This is a genomic window from Kitasatospora purpeofusca, from assembly GCF_034043715.1.
GTDB lineage: Bacteria > Actinomycetota > Actinomycetes > Streptomycetales > Streptomycetaceae > Kitasatospora > Kitasatospora purpeofusca_A.
Window position 1 is genome coordinate 56,853 of the sequence record NZ_JAXCLC010000017.1, and the last position, 24,596, is coordinate 81,448.

Genomic DNA, 24,596 nt, shown 5'->3' on the forward strand with positions numbered 1-24,596 from the left:
ACAGTACGGGACGCCGGTGACCACGCGCCCGGCGGGTCGTCGGACCTCCGACGGGGGCGTCAGCGGCCGGAACGCTCCTCGGGGCCGCCCCCGGCGGTGGTGCGCTGCATCGCGGCCATGAACCGCTGGTGCTCGGCCAGCGAGGCCGGGTCCCCCGTCGCTCTCGGGGCCCGCTGGGCCCAACCCGCCCACACGGCGGCCAGCACCGCGGCGACGCAGGGAATGATCAACCAGGCGAGCACAGCCATCTCAGTACTCCCAGCTCGTCGTGTCTATGAGCAGATTAACCATCCCGACGGACAACGCCGCGGGCGCCGTCCGGGTTACGGCACGGCCGATCGGCTCACTGCCAGGGAGTATCCGGCGCAGCGGCCCACACCCGTTCGAGTGAGCGCCCGGCGCGCCTGCGCGTCGCGGGGGCCGACGGGTGTCCGGGCGGATGTCCGGGCAGGTGTCCGGACGGCTGCACGAATGACTGGGCGGACGGCTTGGCGAACGGTCGGCGGACGGCTCGGCGTAGGGCTCGGTGAACGGCTGGGCGGACGGCTGCTCAGCAGTTCCCGGCGCCCACCCACTCCTCCTCGCCGTCGGCGAAGACCTGGTGCTTCCAGATCGGCACCTCGTGCTTGAGGTCGTCGATCAGCCGCCGGGCGGCGGCGAACGCCTCGCCCCGGTGGGCGCAGGAGACGGCGACGATCACGGCCTTGTCGGTGATCCCCAGCCGGCCCACCCGGTGCACCGCGGCCAGCGCGCGGACCGGGAAGTCGGCGACGACCTTCTCGGCCACCCGGCGCAGCTCGCGCTCCGCCGTCGGGTGGCAGCTGTACTCCAGCGCGGTGACGTGCTTGCCGCCGTCGTGGTCGCGGACCGTCCCGACGAAGACGGTCGTCCCGCCGGCCGCGTCGTCGCCCACCGCCTCGTACACCTCGTCGAGGGAGAGCGGGGTGTCGCGGACGGCGAGCAGGCGGATCGGGTCGTGGTTCTCGGACATGCCCCCATGATTGCCCATGCCGGGCGGGCGGGGGCAAGTGCCTTCCGCATCACGATTGCGGAATTTCGCATCGTGAGAACGCCCATGCTCAAGGGCGCGGGTCCGGGCGTGGGTCCGGGCGCGGCCGGCCCCGGTCCCGAGCCGCGGAGCCCGGGACCCGCACCGCTCAGAACCGGCGCCGCTTGCGCGCCCGCCGGACCAGCGCCGCCGTACCCACCAGCGCGACCGTCGCGCCCGCCGCCCCCAGACTCGTCGCCGCCTCCTTGCCGCCCAGCCGCCGGCCCGCCACCGCGTGCTTGCCCGCCACCTGCGCCAGCAGTTCCGCCAGCACCTCCTCGTTGGTGTGCGTCGGACGCCAGCCCGCCTCGTGCAGCCGGCTCCCCGACACCACCCACGGGTACATCGTGTAGGCGAGGTCCCCGGCCGGCGCCGGAGTCAGCCCCAGCCGGTGCAGCCGCGCCGCCGTCCCCAGCGCCAGCGAGGCCGGCAGCTCCATCCGCCGGATCCCCGACAGCCGCTCCACGTCCTCCTGCTCCAGCCAGCCGTCGCAGCCGACCGTCACCTCGCCCTCGACCAGGCCGAGCGCCGCGTACTCCAGCGCCGCCGCCAGGTCGTCCACGTGGCAGAACTGCCAGCACGGCCGGGACCCGGCCACCACCAGCAGCCTCGGCGCCTCGAAGTGCCGGGTCAGCACCGTGTCCACCCCCGGGCCCACCACCACGGCCGGGCGCAGCACCGTCACCTGCAGCCCCGGGTGCGCCCTCGGCGCGCGCCGGGCCAGCCGCTCGATCTCCAGCAGGTCCCCGACCAGCGAGGCCTCCTCGGTCGCCCGCAGCTCCGAGTCCTCCGCCAGCGGCACCTCGTTGTCCGCCAGCGCGCCGTAGACCATCGCCGACGTGCACAGCACCACCCGGTGCACCCCGGCCGCCGCGGCCGCCGTCAGCACCGTCTGCGCGCCCCGCACGTTGTAGGCGCTGCGCGCCCTCGGGTCGGACTCCATGCCCAGGTCCATCGCCAGGTGGACCACCACGTCGACCCCGGCCAGCCGCTCGGCCACGGCCGGGTCCCGGACGTCCAGGACCCGCCACTGCACCCCGGGCACCTCACCGCGCCGGTCGTCGACGGCCAGCACCTTCCGGACCCCCGGCGAGGCCACCAGCCGGGCCGCGACCCGTTCGCCGAGCACTCCGGCGGCACCTGTGACCGCCACGGTCAGCGGTCTTCCGGCATAGGCTGGAGGCGGCGACGCCGTGATGTCCGGCGCGTCCTCTCCTCCGGTCAGCCCAGAGCGAACGTCCGAAGGCGGGGAACTCACCGGCCATCCTCCACGGTTAGCTTATGTGCGTACGTACGTGTGTCAGTACGTCCATCCTGCCCGAGCCTGAGGCCCGGCGGTGCACCCGGCGCGGGCCAGCCGCCCGGAAGCCGCCCACCGGCGGGGAGTCCCCCAGCTCCGCCGACCGCCCCGGGCGCCCAGAAACACCGCCACCACCCCGTATGACGGCCGACCGGATCGAGGACCCCGTGAGCGACCTTCCCTTCGGATTCGGCGTTCCGCCCGAGGAGCCCGAGGACGGCAAGGCCAAGCCCGACGACGACCGGAAGAAGAAGGACCAGGGCGACGAGCCCGCCGGTCCGCAGTCCTTCGGCTTCGGTGGGAACAACCCGCTGGGCGCCCTGTTCGGCATGGGCATGCCCGGCATGCCCGGCGGACCGGGCGCGGGCGGCCCCGGCGCCCCCGGCGCGGGCGACAACCCCTTCGCCGCGATGTTCGGCGGCCTCAACCCCAACGACCTCGGCGCCGCCTTCCAGCAGCTCGGCCAGATGCTCTCCTTCGAGGGCGGCCCGGTGAACTGGGACCTCGCCAAGGACATCGCCCGGCAGACCGTCGTCGCCGAACCCGCCGAGGGCAAGAGCAAGGACCGCTCCGTCGGCGACGCCGAACGCTCCGCCGTCGTCGAGGCCGTCCGCCTCGCCGACCTGTGGCTCGACGGCGTCACCACCTTCCCCTCCGGCGCCGCCGCCGCCGTCGCCTGGAGCCGCGCCGAGTGGATCGAGGCCACCCTCCCGGTCTGGAAGGACCTCGTCGACCCGCTCGCCGAACGCGTCGGCAACGCCATGGGCGGCGTCCTCCCCGAGGAGATGCAGGCCATGGCCGGCCCGCTGATGGGCATGATGCGGTCCATGGGCGGTGCCATGTTCGGCACCCAGATCGGCCAGGCGCTCGGCGCCCTCGCCGGCGAGGTGGTCGGATCCACTGACATCGGCCTGCCGCTCGCCCCCGCCGGCAAGGCCGCGCTGCTGCCGCAGAACGTCGCCGGGTTCGGCGAGGGACTCAATGTGCCGGCCGAGGAGGTCCGCCTCTACCTAGCCCTGCGCGAAGCCGCCCACCAGCGGCTGTTCGCCCACGTGCCGTGGCTGCGCGCCCACCTCCTCGGCGCCGTCGAGGCCTACGCCCGGGGCATCAAGGTCGACACCTCCCGGATGGAGGAGCTCGTCGGCCAGCTCGACCCGGGCAACCCCGAGGCCCTCCAGGAGGCCCTCGCCGGCGGTCTGCTCCAGCCCGAGGACACCCCCGAGCAGAAGGCCGCCCTGGCCCGCCTGGAGACCGCCCTCGCGCTCGTCGAGGGCTGGGTCGACGCCGTCGTGCACGCCGCCGCCGAGCCCCACCTGCCGCAGGCCGGCGCCCTGCGCGAGACCGTCCGCCGCCGCCGCGCCGCCGGCGGGCCCGCCGAACAGACCTTCGCCACCCTCGTCGGCCTCGAACTGCGCCCCCGCCGGCTGCGCGACGCCGCCCGCCTCTGGGCGCTGCTCGCCGACGCCCGCGGCACCGAGGGCCGCGACGACCTCTGGCAGCACCCGGACATGCTCCCCACCGCCGCCGACCTCGACGACCCGGACGCCTTCGTGCACCGCGGCACCGCCGGCGACCTGGAGGGCGGCATCGACTTCGACGCCTTCGACAAGCTGCTCGGCGAGGCCGCCGCGGGCGGGGCCACCGGCGGCACCAAGCCCGACCTGACGAAGAACGACGCGGACGACGCGGACGGCAGCGACGGCAGCGACGGCAGCGACGGCAGCGACGGCGACCAGGGAAAGGGCGAGCCCACCGCATGACGGCCACCGAGACGGACCTCGCCGACGCCCAGCGGGACGACGCCCCCCGGGGTGGCGCCCTGCACGCCGACGCGGTCCGCACCCTGACCGACTGGCGGCCCGCCGAGCCCGAGCAGGACCGGCTCCGCCTCGGCTACCTGCGCCACCTCGCGGAGCAGCCCGGGGGCATGTACCGCTCCTGCCTGCCCGCCCACATCACCGCCAGCGCCGCCGTCGTCGACCCCGCCGCCGGGCGGGTGCTGCTCACCCTGCACCCCAAGGTCGGCCGCTGGCTGCAGATGGGCGGCCACTGCGAACCCGGGGACCCCGACCTCGCCGCGGCCGCCCTGCGCGAGGCCACCGAGGAGTCCGGCATCCCCGACCTCGCGCTGCTCGCCCGCGACGGCGCGCCGGTGCCGGTCAAGCTCGACCGCCACCAGGTCCGCTGCACCGGCAAGGACCGGCCGGAGAACACCCATCTCGACGTCCAGTACATCGCGGTGGCGCCGCCCGGCGCCCAGGCGCTGATCAGCGAGGAGTCGCTCGACCTGCGCTGGTTCGACTACGACCGCCTGCCGGAGCTCACCGACCACTCGGTGCGCGACCTGGTCGCCCGCGCGCGCCACCTCACGGGCTGAGGCGTTCAGGGGCGCGAGCACAACGGGAGGGGCGCGGGTCATGGTGACCCGCGCCCCTCCCGTTTGCGATCCGCCGCCTTCTGACGGCACCCGGCAACAGGACTCAGCCGCAGGACTCCGCCGGACCGGGCTCCGCCGGATCCGCGTGCCGGGCCCCCGGGATGTGCGGCAGCCGGGCCGCCGACACCACGCCCTCCAGATAGCCCCGCGCCCGCTCCGTCCGCGGATACGCCTCCAGCAGCGCCCAGAAGTCCGGGCCGTGGTCCGGCACCAGCAGATGCGCCAACTCGTGCAGCAGCACGTAGTCGACCACGTACTCCGGCATCCCCTGCAAGCGGTGCGAGAGCCGGATCGTCCGCTCACTCGGGGTGCACGAACCCCAGCGCGAGTTCTGATTGGTCACCCAGCGGACCTGGGCGGGCTGGGCACGACCGCCCAGATAGGCCAGCGACAGCTCCCGCGCCCGGGCCACCAGCGCATCGTCACCGAGCACCCGGCGACTCTCCTGCGCCGCCAGCTTCTCCAGCATCTGCGCGACCCAGCGCTGCTCCTCCGCGTGCGACATCCGGGCCGGGATCAGCACGATCGTGCGATCGCCCTCGCGGTACGCGGACACCGTCCGACTGCGGCGGGCACTGCGCCGCACCTCCACCCGGGAGCGGTCGAAGGGCTCCCGCGCGGGCGACGGCTGCTGCTCCGGACACTGCTGCTCCGGACGCCCACGCGTACTCGGCGCCGCCACTTGCGACCCGGACGCTGCACGGGCACGCCGAGGCGACGCCGGGGGATGGGAGTCCCGTTCGGCTGCCATGGCACACGACGTTACCTGTTACCCCTGGCAGAAGTCCGCTGCCGTGGCCGAAATCTTTCGTGGAGCGATCGGGAACGAAAGGCCGACGGAAGGTGTCCGAAATCCGACATCGGACCGCACGACAAGTTATCCACAGGGCATGCGAACGGATCATCCGCTCATCGCCCCGCGCCTGTGGACAACCCGACGCACCCCGAGGCCCGGATCGGGCATGCTGCCGTCGGCCGTCCGGAAACGATCGGGAGGAAGACCACCGTGCGCCTCGCTCTCAAGCCCGCCCTCTCCCGCAGCTGGCGGGACTCGGACACCCTGCAGTTCGGCACCGTCTCCCAGCACGCGGGGGTGCTCGCCCACGCCTCCGGCAAGGTGCTGCGCGAGTTCCTCGACCTCGTCGACGGGACTCGCGACCGGCCCGCCCTCCTGGCCGAGAGCGAGCGGATCGGCTTCGGCCGCGACCCGGCCGACTCCCTCCTCGACCTCCTGGAGGAGGCCGGGGTGCTCGACGACGCCGAGGCCGCGGCCGGCGCCCTCGCGCTGTTCCCGCAGCCGCACCGCGAGCTGCTCGGCCCGGACCTCGCCTCGCTGTCGCTGATCCACCCGGGCCCCGGTGCCGCGCCCGCCGTCCTGGCCCGGCGGCCGGGGCACGCCGTCGAGGTCCGCGGCGCCGGCCGGATCGGGGCGGCCGTGGGCGCCGTCCTCGCGGCGGGCGGCATCGGCACGGTCACCGTGGTCGACTCCGGCCGGGTCGCGCCGGGCGACTGCTCCCCCGCCGGGCTCCCACCGACCGACGTCGGCCGGATCCGTGCCACCGCCGCCCGCGAGGCCGTCGACCGGGCCACGGCCCGGAGCCCGGCCCGGCGCGACCGGCGTCCGAGACCGGGGCCGCCCGACCTGGTGGTGCTCGCGCCCCGGGACGGCAGCGCGGCCTTCGCCGGCGGCACACCCCTGGCCCGGGAGCTGCTGCGGGCCGGCGTCCCGCACCTGTACGTCGGCGTGGTCGAGGAGTACGGAGTGGTCGGTCCCCTGGTCGTGCCGGGGGTGTCGGCCTGCGGCCACTGCCTGGTCCTGGCCCGGGAGGACCAGGACGCGGCCTGGCCGAGGATCCTCGCCCAACTCGCCGAGGGCGGCCCGGGGCGGGCCCCGACACCGGCCTGCGACATCGCCCTCGCCACCTCGGTCGCCGGGCTGGCCGCGCTGCACGTCCAGGTGTTCCTGGACGGGGGCCGGCCACCCAGCCTGGACGGCTGGTGCGAACTCTCGGCGGTCGACGGGACGTCCCGTCGCCTACGCCTCAAGGGCCACCCGGAGTGCGGGTGCCTCTGGCAACCGACCGCACCGCGCTGATGCCGATCCGCCAAACCGATTGAGGAGCAGCCACTTTGATCACACGTCAGCCAAAGGGGATGGTCCGCGGACCGGCGGCCGGCACGGGCCCGTTCCATGCCGCTCGGGGCGGATGCGGGAGGGGGGCCCGAAGCGGGAAAAGGGGGTACCGCAGGGCTCTGGAGCTACTACTGTGGCGTCGGCCGCCCGGCCGATGCCGAGGGTGGCCGCGCACCGATCGCAACGCTCGTGCAGGACCTCACCGAGAGGTATCGACATGATCACTCGCAGATCGCTCATCGGCGCCGGGGCCCTGGCCGTCCCGCTGGCCGCCGTCCCGGCCCTGCCCGCCGTCGCCACCGCGACCGAGGCCCGACGACGACGATGGTCCCGGCTCTCCGACTGTCTGCACGGCACGCTCGTCCTCCCCGGCGACCCGGCCTACGGTGTCGCCAAGCAGATCGGCCAGGCCCGCTTCGACTCGGTCGAACCGGCCGCCGTCGCCTACTGCGTCGACGAGGCCGACGTCTCGCTCTGCCTCCGCTACGCCCAGGACCAGGACCTGCCGATAGCCGTCCGTGCCGGCGGCCACAGCGGTGGCGGCTGGTCCACCGGCACCGGTCTGGTGGTCGACGTCTCCCGGCTGAACAGCGCCGCGGTGACGCCCGGTGCCGCCACCTTCGGCGGCGGCACCCAGCTCGTCGACGTGACCAACGCCGTCGCTCCGCACGGCCTCGCCGTATCCGGCGGCTTCTGCCCGACCGTCTCCCTCGGCGGCTTCCTCCAGGGCGGCGGCATCGGCCTGCTGACCCGCCACGTCGGCATCTCCAGCGACAAGGTGACCTCGGCCCGGGTGGTGCTGGCGAGCGGCCGGACCGTCACCGCCTCGCCCCAGGAGCACGACGACCTGTACTGGGCGCTGCGCGGCGGCGGTGGCGGCAACTTCGGTGTCGTCACCTCCTACACGGTGATCCCGGTGCCGGTGACGACCCTGACCATGGCCAGCCTCACCTGGTCCTTCGACCGCGCGGTGGATGTGCTGGACGCCTGGACGCACTGGCTCCCCGACGCCCCGCGGACCCTGGGCGGCGGGGCGGTGGTCGGCCTGCGGGACGCCGCGCCCGGCGCCACCCCGTTCGTCTCGGTGCTGGTCGGTTCGGTCGGCACCGAGGCCGAACTCAACGCCGAGATCGGCCGGTTGATCGACCTGGTGGGCGCGGTACCGGCCTCCCGGAGCGGCTACACCGCCCCGTACCTGTCCGTCATGATGGGCTTCTACGGCTGCGGCTCCTACACCCAGGACCAGTGCCACCGGACGGGTACCGGGCCGGCCGCCGTGCTGCCCCGGCCGACCGCCGCCGTGGACCGGGGCCGGCTGTTCGACGCCCCGCCGCCGCGCGCGGTCTGGGAAGCCGCGGTCGGCCTGCTGGACCGGGACCGGCTGGCCGGGCAGCAGCGGATGGTGCAGTTGAGCGCGCTCGGCGGCGCCGCCAACGATCCGGCGCGCACGGCCACCGCGTACGTCCACCGCAACGCGCTGTTCAACGCGAGCCTCGGCGCGGTGATCGCCTCGGGGCCGGTGGACGAGACGGCGCTCGCGGCGGCCCGAAGCTGGGCGGACGCCGGTTTCGCGGTGCTCGACCCGCACTCCTCCGGCGAGACCTACCAGAACTTCGTCGATCCCGGACTGCCGGACTGGCAGCACGCCTACTACGGCGAGAACTACCCCCGGCTGGTCGCGGTGAAGCACCGGTACGACCCCTACCGGCTGTTCTCCTTCGCCCAGGCCGTCGGCGCCTGACCCGGCCAGGCCGTCGGGCCCGGCCGTCCGGGCCCGACGGCGATCGGCACCACCCCGGCGGAGCGACCGATTCCGGCCGGGGGCGCACCGTCGAGCGGGCACAATGGCGTATGACGGTCGGCCCCCGCCGCGGGGGCCTGGGGCGTGTCGACTTGGAGGCCCGGGTGAGCGATCTTCCGCGCAAGGCAATGACCCGCACGGCAAGACTCGCCGCCCTGCCGCTGGGGATAGCCGGCCGGGCCACCCTGGGGCTGGGGAAGCGGATCGGCGGCCGGTCGGCCGAGGTGGTGACCGCCGAACTGCAGCAGGCGACCGCCGACCAGTTGTTCAAGGTCCTGGGCGAGCTCAAGGGCGGGGCGATGAAGTTCGGACAGGTGCTGTCCGTCTTCGAGGCCGCGCTGCCCGAGGAGGTGGCCGGACCGTACCGGGCGGCCCTGACCAAGCTGCAGGATGCCGCACCGCCGATGCCGGCCGCGAAGGTGCACACGGCGCTGGCGGAGCGGCTGGGCGCCGACTGGCGAAGTCTGTTCCTGGAGTTCGAGGACCGGCCGTCGGCGGCCGCGTCGATCGGCCAGGTGCACCGGGCGGTGTGGCACGACGGCCGTACCGTCGCGGTCAAGGTCCAGTACCCGGGAGCGGGTGACGCGCTGCTGGCGGACCTGTCCCAACTGAGCCGGGTGGCGTGGCTGCTGGGTCCGCTGATCCCGGGCCTGGATATCAAGCCCTTGATCACGGAGCTGCGGGAGCGGGTCGCCGAGGAGCTCGACTACGAGCTGGAGGCCCAGGCCCAGCGCCGCCATGCCGAGGAGTTCGCGGACGATCCGGAGATCGCGGTGCCCGGGGTGGTGGCCCAGGCGGACCAGGTCCTGGTGTCCGAGTGGATGGACGGCACGCCCCTGTCGGAGGTGATCGCCTCGGGATCGCAGGAGGAGCGGGACCGGGCGGGCAAGCTGCTGGCGCGGTTCCTGTTCGCCGGCCCGTCGCGGACGGGGCTGCTGCACGCGGATCCGCATCCGGGCAACTTCCGGCTGCTGAAGGACGACGGCCCGGTGGAGGGCTGGCGGCTCGGGGTGCTGGACTTCGGGACGGTGGACCGGGTGCCGGGCGGGTTGCCGGCCCCGATCGGGGCGTCCCTGCGGATGGCGCTGGCCGGGGACGCGGCGGGTGTGCTGGCGATGCTGCGTGAGGAGGGCTTCGTGAAGCCCTCGATCGAGCTGGATCCGGACGCGGTGCTGGACTATCTGGTGCCGATCATCGAGCCGGCGGCGGTGGAGTCGTTCCACTTCACGCGGGCGTGGATGCGGGCCCAGGCGGCGCGGATCGCGGATCCCCGCTCCCCCGCGTACAACCTGGGCAAGCAGTTGAACCTGCCGCCGTCGTACCTGCTGATCCACCGGGTGACGCTGAGCACGATCGGGGTGCTGTGCCAGTTGGGCGCGAAGGCGCCGTTCCGGGTCGAGATGCTGGAGTGGCTGCCGGAGTTCGCGGGGCCGGGCTCGGCGGGCAGCCGTCCGACGGCGAGGACGGCGACTCCGGAGTCCACGTCGCGGAAGGCCGGATCGCAGAGGGCCGCGACCCGGAAGGCCGCAGCTCCGAAGACCGCGACCCAGAAGGCCACGGCCCAGAAGGGCGCGGCGGCGAAGCGGTCGGCACCCGTGCGACGCCGGGGCCCGTCGAGCGGGGACTGACCGCGCCGACGCCGCCCCACCCACCGTCCACTCCGTCCACCTCGTCCACTCCCGTCCGCCGTCCCGCCGCCCGTCGTGGTGGCAACGGCCGCAGGCCGCCCCCCGTGTCGGGGGGCGGCCTGCGGTGCGACGGGGGTCCGGCGGGGCCGTGCGGGTACCGGCGTCCCGGTCACCCGACGGCATTGCCCGGGCATGGCGATATCGCCTCGGGTCGTCGCCACCTCTCGGTGGTCCGACCTCGGGGCGATGTCACATCAGGGCGACGGCGATGGCCTTCCGGGCCCGCAGCGAGGCGCGCTCGGCCTTCTGCTTGAGCCGGTGGGCCCGGGCGACCCGGCCGACGAGCCGTTGGTGCTCGGCCTCCTGGAGGCGCTCTTGCATATGGGCCCGGGCCAGGGATTCGTGGAGAAGTTGCATTTCGAGGGTCCTGTTCTGGATCTGAAGTTCGGTGGTCTGCTCGGCGCGGACGGTCGGATCGATGGCGGCGGCGGTCATGTGGTGGTCCTGCTCGGAGGGTGTCGTCGGGAAGGGGCGGATGCGGGCGGCGTCGACCTTGGCGGCCGCGAGGCGCACGGAGCGGCGGAGGGAGTTGTCCGGCAGGGGCTGCTCGGCCCGGCGGACGGCCTCGGCCCCGGACGCGGGGTTCACGCCGCGACCTCGGTCTTGCGCGGGCGGCCGCGAGGCCGCTTGCGGGCCACGATGACCCCCTGGACGAAGAGCTCGCCGCCCCAGACGCCCCAGGGCTCGCGGCGCTCGACCGCACCGGTGAGACAGGCGTCCTTGACCGGGCAGGTGCCGCAGAGGGACTTCGCGTACTCGACGTCGGCGGGCGTCTCGGCGAAGAAGACCTCGGGGTCGAAGGCGCGGCACGGGATGGGGAGACCGAGCTGCTCGGCCTGGTCGATCGAGGTGAACTGCATGGGGAGAACCTCCGGGGGGTCGGCCTGGTCGGCCTTGATCTGGCTTGTCGGCGGTACGGACGGGGTGGGCGGTGTGATGACCGTGGACACTGTGGGCGTCTTCCTCGTCTTTTCAGTGGGTCCGGCTCAGCTGACTGGTGGGGCTGGGCCGGAGGCCCCGGAGGGCCTGGGTGGTCTTGCGTACCGGACAAAACAGAAGGGCCGCGGATCCCGGTGTGACGGGGTTCCGCGGCCCTGGAGGCGCCGACCTGAGCTGGCTCAGGTTCGTTCTCTCCAGGGTTCAGGCCCGCGGAAGGCCCGCATCCGGAGGGCCGTGGCGTCCGTGAGGACGACCATGGCCCGGTTGATCTGCTGCTGGTTCTGCTTCTGGGTGTTTCCGGCACCGATGACCTGCGCATAGCCGCCATGCATGGCGACGGCTACGGCTGCCTTCGGTGCCCAGGTCGGTCGCTCGTCACGCGGGGAGCGGGACTCGTCGACCGACGCCCAGTCGCCGGACAGACCGATCTCGACACGGGTGGCCCCGAAGCTGCCGCCCTCATTGCCATTGCTGCCGAAGCCAGTGTGTCCAGGACCACTGACAACGGAGGCGGCGAAGGCGGGAACAACGGAGACACCGGTGGTGTCGAGACCCAGACCGGTTCCGCACAGCTCGGCGGTGATCCGCAGGCTGGCGGCACGCAGGGAGGCAGCGTCGACGGTCTGGCCAGTCATTTTGGTGATCATGGTCTCCACTGTCTTCGCCTCCTCTCGGCGTCTCGCGGAGCCTGGTTTCCCGGGCTCCGAACTGTTCGGATGTCTGTCTCGGTGAAGCTGGTGGGGCAGGGGAGCACAGCGACAGGTTTCACCCCGTGCGATCGCGTCCCCTTGACCGCTCCGGCAGGCTATTGCGCTCCCGGTACGGCGCGCAAACTATTTTTCCGGCGAGTTTCCCGACGGTCTCCTCGGCGCTCCCCGGCGCCGGCTGTGATCGCCCCGGACCGGCTCAGGCCGGTTCGTCCGGCTGACCGTCCATGACGTCCGCCGGATCCCCCTCGGGCTCCTCCCCCGCACACAACGAGAGCACGGCCGCCCCGTATTTGTCCAGCTTCATGGCCCCGACCCCGGAGATCACGGCCAGCTCCTGGCGGTTGGCGGGGACGTCCTCGGCGATGGCCATCAGGGTGGCGTCGGTGAAGACGACGTAGGCGGGCGCGCCCTGTTCCCTGGCCTGGGCCGCGCGCCATTCGCGCAGCCGCTCGTAGAGCGCCTCGTCCATGGTCGAGGGGCAGGTCTCGCAGCGGCGGAGCTTGCGCTCGACGGCCTCGGTGAGGACGCGCTCGCAGACCCGGCAGGTGACCGGGCCGCGGACCCGGCGCCCGGCGGAGCGCTCGCCGCCCTCGGCCCCACCGCGTCCGCCGCGCCCGGCGGGGCGGCTGCCGGGGGCGCTGGAGCCGGGACGCAGCCCGTCCAGGAAGCGGGTGGGCTTGCGGGAGGCCCGGCCGCCCGGGGAGCGGGAGAGCGCCCAGGAGAGGGTGAGGTGCTTGCGGGCGCGGGTGACGCCGACATAGAGGAGGCGGCGCTCCTCCTCGACCTGCTCGTCCGTCTTGGCGTAGATGATCGGCATCGTGCCCTCGGTGAGGCCGACGAGGAAGACGGCGTCCCACTCGAGGCCCTTGGCGGCGTGCAGGGAGGCCAGGGTGACGCCCTCGACGGCGGGGGCGTGCTGGGCGGCGGCGCGGGCGTCGAGTTCGGCGACGTAGGCGGCGAGGTCGGTGGTCAGCCCCTCGGCGGCGCGGCCGCGCTCGAACTCCTCGGCGAGCCGGACCAGGGCGGCGAGGGATTCCCAGCGGTCCCGGACGGCGCCGGAGCCGGCGGGGGGCTCGGGGGTGAAGCCGCGGGCGGCGAGGACGGCACGGACCTGCCCCGCGAGGTCGGGGGCGCCGTCGGTGACGGGGTCGGAGCCGGCCCGGGCCGCGCCGCGGAGCAGGACGCCGGCGTCCCGCACCTCGGGGCGTTCGAAGAACCGCTCGGCGCCCTTGAGCTGGTAGGGGACCGCGAGGTCGGAGAGGGCCTGCTCGTAGACCTCGGACTGGCCGTTGGTGCGGAAGAGGACGGCGATCTCGCTGGCGCGCACACCGGCGGCGATGAGGTCCTTGATCCGCCGGGCGGTGGTCTCGGCCTCGGTGGGCTCGTCCTCGTACTCGGTGTAGAGGGGTTCGGGCCCGGCCTCGCGCTGGGAGACGAGTTCGAGGCGGTGCCGGGCGGCCTCGCCCCGGGCCTGGGCGAGCAGCCCGTTGGCGAGGTGGACGACCTGGGGGGTCGAGCGGTAGTCGCGGACCAGCTTGACGACGGTGGCCTCGGGGTGGCGGGTGCGGAAGCCGAGCAGGTAGTCGGGGGTGGCGCCGGTGAAGGAGTAGATGGTCTGGCTGGCGTCGCCGACGACGCAGAGGCTGGCGCCGCCGCCGGGGCCGGTCCACTGGTCGAGGAGGCGCTGCTGGAGCGGGGAGACGTCCTGGTACTCGTCGACGGTGAAGTGCCGGTACTGGGCGCGGACCTGGTCGGCGATGTCCGGACGGTCCTCCAGGATGGCGGCGGTGAGCAGCAGGACGTCCTCGAAGTCGATGTTCCCGCGGCGGCTCTTGGTCTCCTCGTAGACGCGGTAGACCTGGGCGGTCTCGGCGGGGTCGCGAGGGGCGTCGCGGCCGGACTTGGCGACGGCCGCGGGGTAGTCGTCGGGGCCGGTCTGGGTGACCTTGGCCCATTCGATCTCGGCGGTGAGGTCGCGCAGCTCGGTGCGCTGGACGCGCAGGCCGCAGCGGCCGGCGGCCTCGGCGACCAGCTGGACCTTGCGTTCGAGCAGCTGCGGGACGGGGCCGCCGATGGCGCGGGGCCAGAAGTAGTGGAGCTGGCGCAGCGCGGCGGCGTGGAAGGTGCGGGCCTGGACGCCGTCGGCGCCGAGCTGGCGCAGCCGGCCGCGCATCTCGCCGGCGGCACGGGCGGTGAAGGTGACGGCGAGGACCTGCTGGGGCTGGTAGACGCCGCTGCGCACGCCGTAGGCGATGCGGTGGGTGATGGCCCGGGTCTTGCCGGTGCCGGCGCCGGCGAGCACGCAGACGGGACCGTGCAGGGCGGTGGCGACGGCCCGCTGCTCGGGGTCGAGTCCGGCGAGGACGGCGTCGGGGCCGCCGGCGGCGGGGTGGCCGGTCCGGTACGCGTCCTGGTTTCCGTCGAACGGGCTGCCGCTCAAGAGGTCTTCCTGCATGCGTTCCATCCTCTCAGCCCGGGCGGACATCCCGGGCAGGGTTGTCCACAAGCCCGGTGCGATCGCCGGATGATCGCGGCGCGGACGGCGGGTGGCGGCATACCCGGGGCGCGTGCTTCCGGGCGCGCGCCGGTGTGCCGGGCAGATGTGGGCCGAAGCCGTGGGCCGAAGTCGTGGAAGGACGCCCTGGACGGACGCCGTGGAATGACCGCCGGGCAGTGGACGTTGTCCCCCCGGAGCCGTGAAACGCACGCCGTACCGGTACGCGCGCGCGTTCGCGACCGCACGCCCCTCTCCACCCGATTCGCTCTCCGAATCCGCTATCCGAAGGAGTCCCCTCGATGTCCGGCAGCGTGACGATGTACAGCACGACCTGGTGCGGCTACTGCAACCGGCTCAAGAGCCAGCTGGAGCGCGAGGGCATCGGCTACACCGAGATCAACATCGAGGAGGACCCGGCGTCGGCGTCCTTCGTCGAGTCGGTGAACAACGGCAACCAGACCGTGCCGACCGTGCTGGTGACGCCGACCGGCGGCGGCGAGCGGGTCGTGATGACCAACCCGAGCCTGATCCAGGTGAAGAAGGCCCTGGCGGCCTGACACCCGGCAGTCCATCACCCGGCGGCCTCACACCCGGGAGCCCGGCAGCCCGAGGCCCGGCGGTCCCGGCCGGCGCGCTTGCCCCGCGGGTCACTGCGCGTCGGCCCGGGCCGGGTCCACGGGGGCGGCGGGCGCGGGCAGCGTGGTCCGGGCGGCGAGGTCCCCGACCCCGTAGACCAGTCGGCTGCGGTCCGCCGAGTAGCGGGTCTCGATGACCCGGACCGGCCCGCGCCGGTCGTAGGTGACCCGGGTCTGGACCACCAGCGGCACCCCGGGGCCGCCCTGGAACCACTGGGCCTCCTCGGGGCCGGGCATCCGGGCGACCAGGTGGTCGACGGCCCCGACCTCGGTGCGGCCGAGCGCGGCGAGCACGGCCTCGTCGCCGCCGTCGATCTGGTCGGGTTCCATCAGCGGGGTGCCGGCGGCGAGGCCGGCCCGGTAGTGGCTCTCCTCGATGGAGTACGGCTCGCGGTCGAGCAGGCGCAGCTGGCGGCGGACGACGATGGCCTCGCCGGGGCGCAGGCCGAGGCGCTCGGCGATGTCGACGCGGGCCCGGACGATCATCATCTCGAAGTCGACGGTGAGTTCGCGTCCGCTGTCGTCGGCCTCGCCCCGGTAGACGGCGCTGGGGGTGGCCAGGCAGTCCAGCGGGGCGGGGCCGCGCGGTTCGAGGCGGGGGGCGGGCCCGTAGGCGCGGTGGTCGAGCACGGGGTGCTCGCGCAGGTAGGTGCCCTTGCCCTGGAGACGGACGAGCCGACCCTCGTTGACGAGGACGTCGACGGCGAGGCGGACGGTGTTGCGGGCGACGCCGTACTGGCGCTCCAGCTCGCTCTCGACCGGGAGGGCGGCCGCGGTGGTGAACTCGCCCTCGGCGATGCGGCGGCGCAGGTCCGCGGCGAGGCGCTGGTATTTGGGGGATTGGGCGGTGCCCCGGGGGATTGTCACCCGAGTGAATGTAGCGAGACGGGTGAGCGGCTTTCAGGCGTTTGCGGCAAAGTCGCCCGGGATCGGTGAAAGTGTCCGGCCGGTACCCCGGGGCCCTTCCGGGCAGGGCCGCTCCGGTTACGAACATCCTGGGGAGGCCGGTTCGGAATGGAAATTGGGGGCGCGCGAATCAACTCCGCGCGCCCCTAATCCGTGGAACGCTCCGAACCCCCCGACTCGGCAGTCCCGGCTTCGCACGCCCCGGCTCAGCGCTTCCGGCTCCGCACGCGCGGCTCCGGCCCCGCGGCACCACCCCCGCCGGCACCACCCCCGCCGGAACTACCAGCGGGCCGCCGTCGGCAGCGGCTCGCCGTACCAGAGCTCGACCAGGTGCCGGGCGATCGAGATCCCGGACGGCGGCAGGATCTCCCCCGCCGCCATGCCCGCCCGCAGCTCCTCCCGGGAGAACCAGCGCGCCTCGGCCAGCTCCTCGCCGTCCACGGTGATCGCGGTGCCGTCCGGATGCGCCTTGCCCAGGAAGCCCAGCATCAGACTGGACGGGAACGGCCACGGCTGGCTGGCCACGTAGGAGACCTCGGCGACCTTCACCCCGGCCTCCTCGTACACCTCGCGCACGACCGCCTGCTCGATCGACTCCCCCGGCTCGACGAAGCCGGCCAGCGTCGACCAGCGGCCCTCGGGCCACAGCGCCTGGCGGCCGAGCAGGCAGCGGTCCTCCTCGTCGGTGATCATCATGATCACGGCCGGGTCGGTGCGCGGGTAGTGCTCGGCCGCGCAGGAGGTGCAGCGCCGCACGTGCCCGGCGCCGGCCTTCTCGGTCGGGTGGCCGCAGCGCGAGCAGAAGCTGTGCAGCCGGTGCCAGTGCTCCAGGGCGACGGCGTGCACCAGCAGCCCGGCGTCCCGGTCGGAGAGCAGCGCGCCGACCTCGCGCAGCCCGGCCGGACGGGCGTCGCCGTCCAGCCGGCCCGGCAGGCTCTCGCCCGCCAGCGCGAAGTAGGAGACGCCGTCCTCGTCGGTGCCGAGGAAGTACCGGTCACCGGTCTGCGGCGCCTCGAAGGAGGGCATCAGGACCAGCTCGGTCCCCTGCCCGCTGTCCACCACGAACGCCTCGCCGCCGGCGATCGGCAGCACCTTGGTGGACGGGTGGCTCCACGCCGCCGCCAGCCAGGGCTCGTCGAACCGGTGCTGGGCCGCCCGGTCCACCCCGGCCCGGGCCAGCGTCAGGTGCAGCGGCTGTTCGGTCTCAGGCACGGTGCTCAACTGTTCCATCCCCACGTGATGAGTCTTCCGGACGGGTCGGGTGCGCCGCGCGGGCGGGACGGCGGGCGTCTCCCACCGCCCCGGCCGCGCGCTGCCGATTCACTCCTGCCCGCCGCCGGGCCGCCAGTTCTCGGCGAGGTCGGCCCACAGGTAGGCGGCGGTCTCGACGCCCTTGGCCAGCAGGTCGAGCTCGACCTTCTCGTCCACCGAGTGCCAGCCGTCGGAGGGCACCGAGATGCCGAGGAACAGCACGGGCGCGCCGAGCACGTCCTGGAGGTCGGCGGCGGGGCCGGAGCCGCCCTCGCGGGTGAACAGGATCCGCTGCTCGAAGGCCCGGCCCATGGCCCGGACGGTGGACTGCAGGGCCGGGTGGTCGAGCGGGGTCAGACAGGGCCTGGTGGCGCCCGGGAAGACCAGCTCGTACCTGATGCCCTCGGGCACCCGCTCGGCCACCCAGGCGCGGACGGCCTCGCGGACCTTCTCGACCTCCTGCCCGGCGACCAGCCGGAAGGACAGCTTCAGATGGGCCGAGGCGGGCACGATGGTCTTGCCGCCGGGGCCGGTGTAGCCGCCCCAGATGCCGTTGACCTCGGCGGTCGGGCGGGCCCAGATCCGCTCCAGGGTGGAGTAGCCGGCCTCGCCGCGGGTGCCGTACGACTTGGCGACCTTCAACCAGGCGGCCTCGTCGAAGGGCAGCTCGGCGAACAGCTCGCGCTCGCGGTCGGTCAGCTCGACCACGCCGTCGTAGAAGCCCGGGACGGCGACCCGGTGGTCGGCGTCGTGCAGGCCGGCGGCCAGCTCGGCGGCGACGGCGGCCGGGTTGGGCACGGCGCCGCCGAAGGAGCCGGAGTGGATGTCGGTGTCCGGCCCGAACAGGTCGATCTGGGCGTCCGCGAGGCCGCGCATGCCGGTGCAGACGGTCGGCGTGGTCTCGGACCACATGCCGGTGTCCGAGATGATGACGACATCGGCGGCCAGCCGGTCGGCCTCGCGGCGGACCAGCTCGGCGAAGTGCGGCGAGCCGGACTCCTCCTCGCCCTCGACGACCAGCTTGAGGTTGACGGCCGGCGCGGTGCGGCCGGTGGCGGCCAGGTGGGCCCGCACCCCGAGGGTGTGGAAGAAGACCTGGCCCTTGTCGTCGGCGGCGCCCCGGGCGTACAGCCGGTTGCCGACCACGGTCGGCTCGAACGGGTCGGTCGCCCAGCCGTCCTCGCGGGCGGCGGGCTGCACGTCGTGGTGCCCGTAGACGAGCACGGTCGGCGCGGACGGGTCCCCGGAGGGCCACTCGGCGAAGACCGCCGGCAGCCCGTCCGTCTCCCACACCTCGGCCACCGGGAAGCCGGTGTCGCGCAGCTTGGCGGCCAGCCACTCGGCGGAACGCCGCACGTCCCCGGCCCGGCCGGGGTCGGCGGACACCGAGGGGATGCGCAGCCAGTCGGCGAGGTCCGCGAGGAAGGCGGCCTGGTGCTGGTCGATGAAGGAGCGGACGACGCTGTCCGGGGTTCTCGTCATACCGACGACTTTAGTTCGCCCGAACACCCCGGAGCGGCCCCGGTCCCCCAGGGCGGGCACCCCGGGGCCTGTAACGTCCGTCACCCCCGGACGCGCGCGAGGTGCGGCGGCCGGGGGCGACGGGTCGACAGGTCGACAGAACAACGGAGATAGGGAAATACGGAGCGGATCAGCCGGAGCGGCGCAGCAGCGAGATCCGCGAGCGGGTGAGCAGCGCGGCCAGCGCCACCGCGAGCAGCGGCAGCACGACCACCGTGACCCCGATGTTGAGCCAGGGGAACACCACGATGCCCTTGGCCGCCTCCTCCTGGAGGCTCATCCCCGGGTAGCTCGCTCCGGCAGCCTCGACCTTGCGCAGGGCGACCGCGGGCACGACCCCCGCGGCGGCTCCGAGCAGGGCGCCCATGGCGGCGATGACCCCGCACTGGAACCCGGAGAGGGTGCGCCGGATCCGGGGCGCGGCGCCGACGGCGGCGAGGGTGGTGAGGTCGCGCTGGGAGTCGGCGGCGGCGAGGCCGGTGGCGATGCCGGCGGCGCCGAGGGCGACCAGGCCGGCGAACGCGGTGAGCCCGAGGCTGATCAGGTCGCCCGGGGACTGGTAGCCGCGCTCGACCTCGAACTCGATGCCGTCGGACAGCTTGGCGAGGGCGGCCCGGGCCCGCTGCTCGGCGGCGTCGGCGGGCGCGGTGTCGGGCAGCCAGACGGAGCCCGCGTCGGTGCTGGTGAGGCCGAGCCGGCGGACGGTCTCGGCGCCGACCACGGCGGTCCCGCCGACGTTGGGCTGGCCGGTGACGAGCACGGCGTCGACGGTGACGGTGCGCGCGGCGGGCTCGAAGTCGGCGTCCATCGGGCCGTCGGGGTAGGGCTCGGTCAGCTCGACGGCGACCTTGCCGTCCTTGAGGTAGCGCTCGTCGAAGACGACGGCCTTGCCCTCGGCGATCGCCTGCCCGGCGGCCGGGTCGGTGACGCCGTAGAGGTTGCGCAGCAGGGTGGCGTCGCCGGACTGGACGGCGCCGAAGCTGTTGCCCCGGGTGATGCCGCGCTCCTTGCAGCGCTGGTCCTCACGGCCCAGCCGTTCGATCTCCTCCGGACTGAGGCTGCGGCGGCCCTTGCCCCAGATCGGGCACTGCCGCTCCTCGGGCAGGGCCACCGAGACGCGGCCGCAGCTCCGGCCGGTGGCCCGGCAGTCGCCCAGGTAGTTGACCCGCTGGACGTCGGCGCGGGCGCCGAGGCCCGGCACGGAGTTCTGCACGGCGCCGCGCTGCTGGGCCAGCATCGAGCCGTCGGAGGCGGCGCCCCAGCCGCTGGACAGGATGACGGCGTTGGCGGGCCCGGCGGCCACGTACTCGCGGCGGTGCTCCTCGTCGCTGCTGGCCACGTAGACGCCGACGGCGACGCTGCCGGCCACGGCGGCCATGACGGCCGCGACGGCGGGGGCGGTGCGGCCGCGGTGGCGGACGGAGTCGCGCAGGGCGAGGCGGGGACCGAGCGGCAGCCAGCGGCCGATCCGGCCGAACAGGCCGACCAGGTAGGGGGTGAGGGCGACCATGCCGAGTTCGGCGATCGCGGAACCGCCGAGGACGGCGAGGGAGCGGCTGCCGAAGCCGCCGGTGGCGCCGAGCAGGGCGAGGGCGGAGCCGCCGCCGAGCATCAGCAGACCGAGCAGGGCGAGCTTGCGGCTGGGCGGCTTGAGGTTGTCGCGCCCGGTGAGGGCGGCGACGACGTCCTGCCGGGAGGCCTGGACGGCGGGCACGACGGCGGCGAGCAGACCGGTGACGAGGCCGATGAGCAGGATGCCGAGCAGGTCGAGCGGCTGCAGGTCGAAGTGGCCGAAGCGCTGGCCGGCGGCCTCCTCGGCGCGGGTGCGGAGCAGCGCGACGAGGCCGATGCCGCCGGCCAGGCCGACGACGGCGCCGGTGAGCCCGAGGACGACACCGCCGCCGAGGACGACGGCGCGCACCTGGGCGCGGTCACCGCCGCCGGCGGCGAGCAGGCCGAGCTGGCGGCGGGAGCGGCGGGCGCCGACGGCGAAGGCGGGGCCGGCCAGCAGGACGATCTCCAGCAGGGCCATGCCGACGACGGTGCCGAGGACGACGACGGCGGTCCGGTCGAAGAAGGCGGTCCTGGTTCCGCCGCCGCCCTGGCTGTCCTGGTAGGCGTAGAACGGCACCTCGGAGCGGGCCGGCGGGTCGAGGAGCACGGCGCGCGAGGAGGCGAGGAAGCCGTACTTGTTGAGCTCCATCACCTTGGGCCAGTCGACGCCGGCCCCGGTGGGGAGCTCGACCAGCCAGTGGCTGACGCCCTCGCTCTCCGAGCTCCCGTTGCGGACCCCGTTGCTCGGCAGCTTGTCCAGCACGGTGCCCGGGCGGGCGAACAGGACGGCGGTGCGCAGGTCGCCGGGGTACTCGGCGACACCGGTGATGGTGAAGGGGGTGGCTTCGAGGCCGCGGGGCGCGGTGCGGTCGCCGATCCTCAGCCCGGAGGTGTTCAGGAACTCCTGACTGGCGGCCACCTCGTGGTCGGCGCTGGGGGCGCGGCCCTTGACGATCTCGTAGCGGCCGCGCCAGACCGGGTCGGCGAGGTCGGCCTCGGTGATCCGGACGTTGGAGAGGCCCTCGGCGGTGCTGGTGGCGACGTAGGGGCCCTCGCGGAACGGCACCAGGGTGGCGCCGGGCAGCAGCCGGCGGGCCAGCTCGGCGGGTTCGGTGTCGAGGCTGAGCCGCTGCTCGGGGGTGTAGACGGGCTGCCCGTTCTCCTTCTTCGTCTCCGAGGCGTCGGTGAGGTGGAAGTCCTCGGCGGGGTCCGGGGCCTGGAGGACGACGGCGCCGCGGTCGAGGATCCGCAGTTCGGCCGCGGACTGGCCCATGGTGCGGACGACCTTCTCGACCGGGTCGAGGTCGGCGCTGCGGAAGACCACGTCCGCGCCGGCGACGCCGAGCACGGGCAGGGCGACCATGGCGACGACGAGGGCGCTGCGGCCCTTGGCGCGCAGGGCGTCGCGGCGGGCGATGCGCAGGGCGACCCGCCAGGAGCTGAGCTTCACTCCGCCACCGGGCCCTTCGCGTTGGTGGCGGCGGCGAGGAGGAGGCTGCCGGCGTCCTGGCTGGCGCTCTCGTCGACCATGCGGCCGTCGCGGAGGAAGACGACCCGGTCGGCCCAGGCGGCGTGCCGGGCTTCGTGGGTGACCATCATGGCGGCGGCGCCGGCGTCGCAGCGGGCCCGCAGGACGGCGAGCACGGACTCGCCGGTGGTGGAGTCGAGGGCGCCGGTGGGCTCGTCGGCGAGGACGAGGCGGCGGTCGCCGATCAGGGCGCGGGCGATGGCGACGCGCTGCTGCTGGCCGCCGGACATGTCGTCGGGGAAGCGGTCGGCGAGCTCGGGGATGCCGAGCTCCTCCAGCGCGGTGAGGGCCTCCCGGCGGGCGGCGCGGGCGGACATGCCGTCGAGTTCGCGCGGCAGGGAGATGTTCTCGGCGGCGGTGAGGGCCGGTATCAGGTTGTAGTCCTGGAAGACGTAGCCGACGGAGCGGCGGCGGACCTCGGCGAGCCGCTTGCGGCCGAGGCCGCCAAGGGCGACGCCCTCCACCAGTACCTGGCCGGTGCTGGGGGTGTCGAGGCCGCCGGCGAGGGTGAGCAGGGTGGACTTGCCGGAGCCGGACGGGCCCATGACGGCGACGAACTCGCCGGGGCGGACCTTGAGGTCGACGCCGCGCAGTGCCTGGACCTCGGCGGCGCCCTGGCCGTGGACCCGGGTGACGTGGTCCAGGTGCAGGACGGCGGCGCCGCTCCTGGTCGGATCGGTGTGGGACACGGTTCCCCCTGCTGTGGTGGGGCCCGTCGCGCGGTGGCGGCGGTCGGGCCGGTGGTTCGGGTTCGGGCCGGTCTGGTTCAGGCCGGTTCGCGTTCGGGCTGTTTCGGATTCAGGCCGGTTCGGGTTCGGGCCGGTTCGGGCCCGGTGGTGCGGGCGGGCTGTCAGGCCTTGCTGCGGCGACGGCCGAAGCGGGCGGGCGCGGGCGCCGCGCCGTCACCCGCCCCGGCGGCGCTCTGCTCGGCCGCGCGGGCCTGCTCCGCCTCCGCGTGCTGGGCCAGCCGGGTCTCGCAGTGGTCCAGCCAGCGGACCTCGGCCTCGGTCTGGAAGATCAGCTGTTCGAGGACGAGCAGCCAGGCGAGGTCCGCGCCGGGCTGCCCGGGCCCGCCGGGCCGGCTCTCGCCGGCCAGGGCGCGGGCCTTGAGCCGGGTGTAGTCCTGGAGCGCCTTGATGCTGTGCCGGCGCTGGCCCTGGACGACGGCGGGCACGTCGACGCCGGGCACGGTGACGGCCATGGCGAGCTTGATGGCGAGTTCGTCCCGGGGCGGGTTGGTGCGCGGCACCGGGGTGTCGAACCAGGTCCGCAGTTCGGCGCGGCCGGCTTCGGTGGCCTCGTAGAACTGGTGGCCCTCCTCGTCCTCCCCGGCGGGGACGACCAGGCCGTCGCGTTCGAGTCGGGCCAGGGTGGTGTAGACCTGGCCGACGTTCAGCGGCCAGGTGGCGCCGGTGCGCGCCTCGAACTCGGTTCTCAGCTGGTAGCCGTAGCGCGGCCCCTGGTCGAGCAGGGCGAGCAGGCCGTGGCGGATGGACATACCGAGTATGTATACCGGGTATGCTCGGCGGGTCAAGCCGGGACCCCCGAGGGACGCCCCGCGAAGAACGCTGCAACGGACCCCCGCGAAGACCCTGCGAAGGACCCTGCGAAGGACCCTGGGACGGGAGCCGACGCGGGCGGTCCGACGGCGACCGGTAACGTCGTACCGCGTGAGCCAGTTGCGCATCGCCACCTTCAACCTGCTGCACGGCCGACCGCTGGCCCCCGACGGCGCCCCGCGGCCCTTCCCGCCCGACCCCGCGGCACCGCTCGCGGAGGCGGTGGCCGCGCTGGACGCCGACGTGCTGGCCCTCCAGGAGGTGGACCGGCACCAGGCCCGCTCCGGCGGCACCGACCAGGCCGCCGTCGCCGCCGCCGCGATGGGCGCCGCCGACTGGCGCTTCGCCGCGGCCCTGCACGGCCGCCCCGCGCCGGTGGCCGGCTGGCTGCCGGAACCCTCGGCGCCCCTCGGGATCCAGGTGTACGGGCCGGCCGACCTCGGCACCCAGCCGTCGCCCGCCTACGGCACCGCGCTGCTGACCCGGCTTCCGGTGCTGCACTGGCGGGCCCGCCGGTTCGCGCCGGCGCCGTTCGGGCTCCCGCTGCGGGTGGCCGGACGACGCGGGCTGACGCCCGTTCCGGACGAGCCGCGCGCGGCGCTGGCGGCGGTACTGGAGGGCGGCCGGGGGCCGTTCACGGTGGTCGCGGCGCACCTGTCGTTCGTCCCCGGCTGGAACATGGCGCAGCTGGCGGCGATCCGCCGGTGGATCGCCGACCTGCCGCAGCCGTACCTGGTGCTGGGGGACTTCAACCTGGTGGGCGCGGTGCCGCGCACGGTGCTGGGCGGGGCGAGCGCGCTGGAGCGGTCGGCGCCCCGGGCGCGGGTGCGGGAGCTGCGGGCGGCCCGGCGGGCCCGGCCGGCGCTGGTGGAGCCGCGCCGGCGGCGGGTGCGGGAGCCGCGGGCGCGGCTCCAGGGCTGGTACGACCTGGCGCGCACGCCCACCTACCCCTCGCACCGGCCGGCGGTGCAGTTCGACCACGTGCTGGCGGTGGGGGTGCCGCGGACGGCGGTGGGCCCGGCGACGACGCCGCGCACGGCGGTGTCGGACCACCGCCCGCTGGTGGTCCGGGTCTCCCTGTAACGGGC

General features: G+C 74.6%; 21 protein-coding genes. 7 read left to right on the plus strand and 14 right to left on the minus strand.

Annotated elements, in window-relative coordinates; translation table 11 throughout:
- Positions 1-59: 59 nt before the first annotated feature.
- The 3 genes from SM793_RS11860 to SM793_RS11870 form a co-directional block, all read right to left on the minus strand.
- Positions 60-248, minus strand: a complete 189-nt coding sequence (locus SM793_RS11860; protein WP_266271379.1) for a hypothetical protein — start codon at positions 246-248, stop codon at positions 60-62.
- 302 nt (positions 249-550) lie between these two features.
- Positions 551-991: a molybdenum cofactor biosynthesis protein MoaE gene (locus tag SM793_RS11865; RefSeq protein WP_320438072.1), complete on the minus strand. Its 441-nt coding sequence runs from the start codon at positions 989-991 to the stop codon at positions 551-553.
- A 166-nt stretch (positions 992-1,157) separates the two neighbouring features.
- Positions 1,158-2,306, minus strand: coding sequence for an NAD-dependent epimerase/dehydratase family protein (locus tag SM793_RS11870; RefSeq protein WP_413815929.1), 1,149 nt, complete (start codon positions 2,304-2,306; stop codon positions 1,158-1,160).
- 209 nt (positions 2,307-2,515) lie between these two features.
- Between SM793_RS11870 and SM793_RS11875 the strand changes: the two genes are divergently transcribed.
- The gene (locus SM793_RS11875; RefSeq protein WP_320438073.1) at positions 2,516-4,108 is read left to right on the plus strand and encodes a zinc-dependent metalloprotease; all 1,593 of its coding nucleotides are present in this window, start codon (positions 2,516-2,518) and stop codon (positions 4,106-4,108) included.
- Positions 4,105-4,725 (plus strand): NUDIX hydrolase, encoded by a 621-nt coding sequence (locus SM793_RS11880; RefSeq protein ID WP_320438074.1) that lies wholly within the window; start codon positions 4,105-4,107, stop codon positions 4,723-4,725. The genes SM793_RS11875 and SM793_RS11880 overlap by 4 nt, the downstream gene beginning before the upstream one ends.
- Before the next feature lie 103 nt (positions 4,726-4,828).
- Here the strand turns inward: SM793_RS11880 and SM793_RS11885 are convergent, their stop codons facing one another.
- Positions 4,829-5,536: a SprT-like domain-containing protein gene (locus tag SM793_RS11885; RefSeq protein ID WP_413815930.1), complete on the minus strand. Its 708-nt coding sequence runs from the start codon at positions 5,534-5,536 to the stop codon at positions 4,829-4,831.
- 255 nt (positions 5,537-5,791) lie between these two features.
- On the opposite strand from SM793_RS11885, the gene SM793_RS11890 reads away from it, so the two are divergent.
- From SM793_RS11890 to SM793_RS11900, 3 genes are all read left to right on the plus strand, one after another.
- Positions 5,792-6,880 carry a ThiF family adenylyltransferase gene (locus SM793_RS11890; RefSeq protein WP_320438076.1) on the plus strand — a complete coding sequence of 363 codons (1,089 nt, stop codon included), beginning with the start codon at positions 5,792-5,794 and terminating at the stop codon, positions 6,878-6,880.
- Positions 6,881-7,136: 256 nt separating this feature from the next.
- Positions 7,137-8,660: an FAD-binding oxidoreductase gene (locus SM793_RS11895; RefSeq protein ID WP_320438077.1), complete on the plus strand. Its 1,524-nt coding sequence runs from the start codon at positions 7,137-7,139 to the stop codon at positions 8,658-8,660.
- A 164-nt stretch (positions 8,661-8,824) separates the two neighbouring features.
- Positions 8,825-10,348, plus strand: coding sequence for an ABC1 kinase family protein (locus SM793_RS11900; RefSeq protein ID WP_320438078.1), 1,524 nt, complete (start codon positions 8,825-8,827; stop codon positions 10,346-10,348).
- A gap of 249 nt (positions 10,349-10,597) precedes the next feature.
- Here the strand turns inward: SM793_RS11900 and SM793_RS11905 are convergent, their stop codons facing one another.
- The 4 genes from SM793_RS11905 to SM793_RS11920 all read right to left on the minus strand — a co-directional run bounded on the left by SM793_RS11905 (position 10,598) and on the right by SM793_RS11920 (position 14,521).
- Entirely contained in the window at positions 10,598-10,996 is a 399-nt protein-coding gene (locus SM793_RS11905) for a hypothetical protein (protein ID WP_320438079.1), read from the minus strand.
- On the minus strand, positions 10,993-11,358 hold the full coding sequence (locus SM793_RS11910; protein WP_413815931.1) for a WhiB family transcriptional regulator: 366 nt from the start codon (positions 11,356-11,358) through the stop codon (positions 10,993-10,995). The genes SM793_RS11905 and SM793_RS11910 overlap by 4 nt, the downstream gene beginning before the upstream one ends.
- A 168-nt stretch (positions 11,359-11,526) precedes the next feature.
- Entirely contained in the window at positions 11,527-12,003 is a 477-nt protein-coding gene (locus SM793_RS11915) for a hypothetical protein (protein ID WP_320438080.1), read from the minus strand.
- 250 nt (positions 12,004-12,253) lie between these two features.
- The gene (locus SM793_RS11920) at positions 12,254-14,521 is read right to left on the minus strand and encodes an ATP-dependent DNA helicase UvrD2 (protein ID WP_413815932.1); all 2,268 of its coding nucleotides are present in this window, start codon (positions 14,519-14,521) and stop codon (positions 12,254-12,256) included.
- A gap of 332 nt (positions 14,522-14,853) precedes the next feature.
- Between SM793_RS11920 and SM793_RS11925 the strand changes: the two genes are divergently transcribed.
- Positions 14,854-15,111: a mycoredoxin gene (locus SM793_RS11925; RefSeq protein WP_320438082.1), complete on the plus strand. Its 258-nt coding sequence runs from the start codon at positions 14,854-14,856 to the stop codon at positions 15,109-15,111.
- A gap of 90 nt (positions 15,112-15,201) precedes the next feature.
- On the opposite strand, the gene SM793_RS11930 is transcribed toward SM793_RS11925, so the two are convergent.
- The 6 genes from SM793_RS11930 to SM793_RS11955 all read right to left on the minus strand — a co-directional run bounded on the left by SM793_RS11930 (position 15,202) and on the right by SM793_RS11955 (position 23,447).
- Positions 15,202-16,056: a GntR family transcriptional regulator gene (locus SM793_RS11930; RefSeq protein ID WP_320438083.1), complete on the minus strand. Its 855-nt coding sequence runs from the start codon at positions 16,054-16,056 to the stop codon at positions 15,202-15,204.
- Between the two features lie 318 nt (positions 16,057-16,374).
- Positions 16,375-17,325, minus strand: a complete 951-nt coding sequence (nudC, locus tag SM793_RS11935) for an NAD(+) diphosphatase (RefSeq protein WP_320438084.1) — start codon at positions 17,323-17,325, stop codon at positions 16,375-16,377.
- 90 nt (positions 17,326-17,415) lie between these two features.
- Complete coding sequence (locus SM793_RS11940) at positions 17,416-18,828, minus strand: dipeptidase (protein WP_320438085.1); 1,413 nt, start codon at positions 18,826-18,828, stop codon at positions 17,416-17,418.
- Positions 18,829-18,997: 169 nt separating this feature from the next.
- The gene (locus SM793_RS11945) at positions 18,998-21,871 is read right to left on the minus strand and encodes an FtsX-like permease family protein (protein WP_320438086.1); all 2,874 of its coding nucleotides are present in this window, start codon (positions 21,869-21,871) and stop codon (positions 18,998-19,000) included.
- Positions 21,868-22,638 carry an ABC transporter ATP-binding protein gene (locus tag SM793_RS11950; RefSeq protein ID WP_320438087.1) on the minus strand — a complete coding sequence of 257 codons (771 nt, stop codon included), beginning with the start codon at positions 22,636-22,638 and terminating at the stop codon, positions 21,868-21,870. The genes SM793_RS11945 and SM793_RS11950 overlap by 4 nt, the downstream gene beginning before the upstream one ends.
- A gap of 161 nt (positions 22,639-22,799) precedes the next feature.
- Positions 22,800-23,447 carry a PadR family transcriptional regulator gene (locus SM793_RS11955; protein ID WP_320438088.1) on the minus strand — a complete coding sequence of 216 codons (648 nt, stop codon included), beginning with the start codon at positions 23,445-23,447 and terminating at the stop codon, positions 22,800-22,802.
- 172 nt (positions 23,448-23,619) lie between these two features.
- On the opposite strand from SM793_RS11955, the gene SM793_RS11960 reads away from it, so the two are divergent.
- Positions 23,620-24,591: an endonuclease/exonuclease/phosphatase family protein gene (locus SM793_RS11960; protein ID WP_320438089.1), complete on the plus strand. Its 972-nt coding sequence runs from the start codon at positions 23,620-23,622 to the stop codon at positions 24,589-24,591.
- Positions 24,592-24,596 lie beyond the last annotated feature (5 nt).